We start from the raw sequence: 4083 nt of genomic DNA, 5'->3' as shown, positions 1-4083 counted from the left end.
AAAGCTTTTGAGGTTGGCGACGTTGTGGAATGCTTTGAGTTGGCTGTATCCCATTTGTTTTTCTCTGTTTGGTGTATAGGTTTGGTTTATTGTTTGATCGTTATTATCAATTTTCCACATTGGTTTATGTGCGGCAATAGTGGCGTCGCAGATTGTTTTGGAGATGGCGCCATGAGCGAGGCCGCGCGTGAGATCGAAGCCCCCCGGATGGGCGAGCCCTATCTGTTGACCCCCGGTCCGCTGACGACCTCGTACCCGGTCAAGCAGGCGATGCTGCGGGACTGGGGCAGCTGGGACGATGATTTTCGCGGCATGACGCGCAGGCTGCGGTCGGGTCTTCTGGCGCTGCTGGGCGAGGGGGCCGGGGATTTCGACTGTGTGCCGATGCAGGGTTCGGGCAGTTTCGCGGTCGAGGCGATGCTGGGCTCGTTCATTCCGCGGGATGGCAAGGCGCTGGTGCTGGCCAACGGGGCCTATGGGCAGCGTTCGGCGCTGACGCTGGATTATCTGGGCCGCGATCACGTGGTTCTGGACAAGGGCGATTACCTGCCGCCGCGCGGCGACGAGGTGGCGCGGCTTCTGGCCGACGATCCGGCGATCACCCATGTGGTTGCGATCCATTGCGAGACCTCCTCGGGCATTCTGAACCCGGTCGAGGAGATTTCCGAGGCGGTCTATGCGGCGGGCCGCAAGCTGCTGGTCGATTCGATGTCGGCCTTTGGCGCGATCGAGCTGCAGCCGTCGGAGATCCGCTATGAGGCGATGGTATCCTCGGCCAACAAATGCATCGAAGGGGTGCCTGGTTTTGGTTTTGTCATCGCCCGCAGAGAGGCGCTGGAAGCGGCGAAGGGCAACAGCCATTCGCTGAGCCTGGACGTGCATGCGCAATGGGCGCATATGGAAAAGACCGGGCAGTGGCGGTTCACGCCGCCGACCCATGTGGTTGCGGCGTTTCTGGAGGCGCTCGGGGCGCATGCCGCCGAGGGCGGGGTGGCCGGGCGCGGCGCGCGTTATACGCGCAACCGCGACGTGATGGTGGCGGGGATGCGCGAGCTGGGCTTCGAGACGCTGCTGGACAGCCGCTGGCTGAGTCCGATCATCGTCACCTTCTTCTGCCCGGCGGATGCGAACTTCGTCTTTGAGCGGTTCTATGAGCTGATGAAGGAGAAGGGGTTCATCATCTATCCCGGCAAGCTGACGGTCGTGGACAGTTTCCGCGTCGGCTGCATCGGGCAGATGGACGAACAAGTGATGCGGCGGGTCGTGGCCGCCGCCCGGGATAGTCTGGCCGGGATGGGGGTCGCCAGCGCGGCCCCTCCGGCCGCCGCACTGCAAGAGCGCGCCAAGCTGGCCGCCTGAAGATCAAGGAAAGCAAGAGATGACCCTTCATACCCCCGTCGAAGCGAATGCGCGTGTCTATCCGACGCCGAAAGTGCCCGCGATTGCCATCTGCCTTGATGGGTGCGAGCCGGAATATCTGGACGTGGCGATTGCCAAAGGGCTGATGCCCAACCTCAAACGGATCCGCGAGACCGGCACCGACCGGCTGGCGCATTCGGTGATCCCGTCGTTCACCAACCCCAACAACCTCAGCATTGCCACTGGCCGCCCGCCGGTCGTGCACGGCATCTGCGGCAACTATCTGATCGACCCGGACAGTGGCGAAGAGGTGATGATGAACGACGTGCGGTTCCTGCGCGCGCCGACGATCTTTTCGCAGTTCTACGATGCGGGCTATCGTGTGGCGATGGTCACCGCCAAGGACAAGCTGCGCGCGCTGCTGGGCTCGGGGCTGAAGTTCGACGAGGGCAGGGCGGTGGCGTTTTCGTCCGAACGCGCGGGCGAGACCACCAGGGCCGAGCATGGCATCGACAATGCCAGCGAATGGCTGGGCATGGCGGTTCCGGAAGTTTATTCGGCGGAACTGAGCGAGTTTGTCTTCGCCGCCGGCGTCAAGCTGCTGAAAGAGTTCAAGCCCGACGTGATGTATCTGTCGACCACCGACTATATCCAGCACAAGTTCGCCCCCGAACAGCAGGGCGCGCTGGATTTCTATGCGATGTTCGACCGCTATCTGGGCGAGTTGGACGCGCTGGGGGCGGCCATCGTGGTGACCGCCGATCACGGCATGAAGCCCAAGCATCACGCCGACGGCACGCCCAACGTGATCTATGCGCAGGATCTGCTGGATGAGTGGCTGGGCAAGGATGCGGCGCGGGTGATCCTGCCGATCACCGACCCTTACGTGGTGCATCACGGGGCGCTGGGATCGTTTGCCACCGCCTATCTGCCCGACGGCGCCGACCGGGCCGGCATCATGGCGCGGCTCAAGGCGCGCGACGAGCTGATCCTGGTCATCGACAAGGAAGAGGCGATCCGGCGGTTCGAGCTGCCGGGCGACCGGATCGGCGACATCGTGATGATCTCGGGCGAGAACATCTGCATCGGCACCTCCGAGCACCGCCACGACCTGGCGGCGCTGAAAGAGCCGCTGCGCAGCCATGGCGGTTTGACCGAGCAGGAGGTTCCGTTCATCGTGAACCGTGTCATCGAGCTGCCGAACCAGCCCGAGCTGCGCAACTTTGACGCCTTTTTCTATGCAACCACAGCGGCGGCTCAGTAAGTCATGAAAGATCAGACCATGTCGAATATCGAAATCCGCAACGAGGGAATGCGTATCGGCGGCGAGATCGTCTTTACCGACGAGACCGTGCCGGTCCACTATCCCTATACCAACGAGGTGGTGGGTCATGTCCCCGCGGGCAAGGCGGAACATGCCCGCCGCGCCTTTGAGATCGCGGCGAATTACCAGCCGAAGCTGACCCGCTACGAGCGTAGCCAGATCCTGCAGCGCGCGGGCGAGCTGATCGGGGAGCGGCGCGACTATCTGGCCAAATGGCTGACGCTGGAGCTGGGCATCTGCCATCAGCACGCCATTTACGAGACCAAGCGGGCGCAGGACGTCTATCAGTTCGCCGCGGCGCAGGCGCTCAAGGACGATGGCGAGATCTTTTCCTGCGACCTGACCCATAACGGCAAGGCGCGCAAGATCTTCACCACCCGCGAGCCGGTGAATGCGATCTCGGCGATCACCCCGTTCAACCATCCGCTGAACATGGTCAGCCACAAGATCGCGCCGTCGATCGCCACCAACAACTGCATGGTGTGCAAGCCGACCGAACTGACGCCGCTGACGGCGCTGACGCTGGCCGATATCCTCTATGAGGCGGGGCTGCCGCCCGAGATGTTCCAGGTGGTCACCGGCTGGCCCGCCGACATTGGTGACGAGATGATCACCAACGACAATATCGACATCATCACCTTCACCGGCGGCGTGCCGGTGGGCAAGATGATCGCCGAAAAGGCCGGGTATAAACGCTCGGCGCTGGAGCTGGGCGGCAACGACCCGCTGATCGTTCTGAACGATCTCAGCGATGCCGATCTGGACAAGGCCGCGACCATCGCGGTGGCGGGTGCGACCGGCAATTCGGGCCAGCGCTGCACCGCGATCAAGCGCATCCTGGTGCAGGAAAGCGTGGCCGAAAGGTTCGTGCCTCTGGTTCTTGAGAAAGCGAAGAAGATCAAATTCGGCGACCCGCAGGACCCCGAGACCGAGCTGGGCTGCGTCATCCACGACAAGGCCGCCGAACTGTTCGAAAAGCGCGTCTACATGGCCGAGGCCGAAGGCGCCGAGATCCTCTATCATCCCGGACGTGACGGCGCGCTTCTGCCGCCCATCGTGGTCGACAAGGTGCCCCATGACAGCGAACTGGTGATGGAGGAAACCTTTGGCCCCATCGTGCCCATCGTGCGGGTTCCGGACAATGACGCCGAGGTGATGGCGATCTCGAACTCGACCGAGTTCGGCCTTTCCTCGGGTGTCTGCACCAACGACCTGAACCGCGCGATCGCCTATATCAACGGGCTCAACGTGGGCACCTGCAACATCTGGGAACAGCCCGGATACCGCATCGAAATGTCCCCATTCGGCGGCATCAAGGACTCAGGAAACGGCGTCAAGGAAGGCGTCATCGAAGCCATGAAATTCTTCACAAACGTAAAAACCTATTCGCTGCCATGGCC

The 4083-nt window shown here is 62.4% G+C and carries 3 protein-coding genes; all 3 read left to right on the top strand.

Annotation, left to right across the window (positions count from 1 at the left end):
* Window positions 1-171: 171 nt before the first annotated feature.
* A complete protein-coding gene (locus ACR0AO_RS25225) occupies window positions 172-1359 on the top strand; it encodes a 2-aminoethylphosphonate--pyruvate transaminase (protein WP_480609715.1) in 1188 nt (395 codons plus the stop codon).
* Between the two features lie 19 nt (window positions 1360-1378).
* Window positions 1379-2623: a phosphonoacetate hydrolase gene (gene phnA, locus ACR0AO_RS25220; protein WP_480609712.1), complete on the top strand. Its 1245-nt coding sequence runs from the start codon at window positions 1379-1381 to the stop codon at window positions 2621-2623.
* 3 nt (window positions 2624-2626) lie between these two features.
* Window positions 2627-4083, top strand: a 1457-nt coding sequence (gene phnY, locus ACR0AO_RS25215; protein ID WP_480609709.1) for a phosphonoacetaldehyde dehydrogenase, incomplete at its 3' end; no start/stop codon positions are given.

Source organism: Ruegeria sp. AF8 (assembly GCF_056541825.1).
This window is presented reverse-complemented; position numbering and strand designations above follow the sequence as displayed.

What these genes read in the sequence shown, in the direction of transcription:
- ACR0AO_RS25225 (WP_480609715.1), top strand. Translation starts at nt 172, where the DNA reads ATGAGCGAGGCCGCGCGTGAGATCGAAGCCCCCCGGATGGGCGAGCCC.
- phnA (WP_480609712.1), top strand. Translation starts at nt 1,379, where the DNA reads ATGACCCTTCATACCCCCGTCGAAGCGAATGCGCGTGTCTATCCGACG.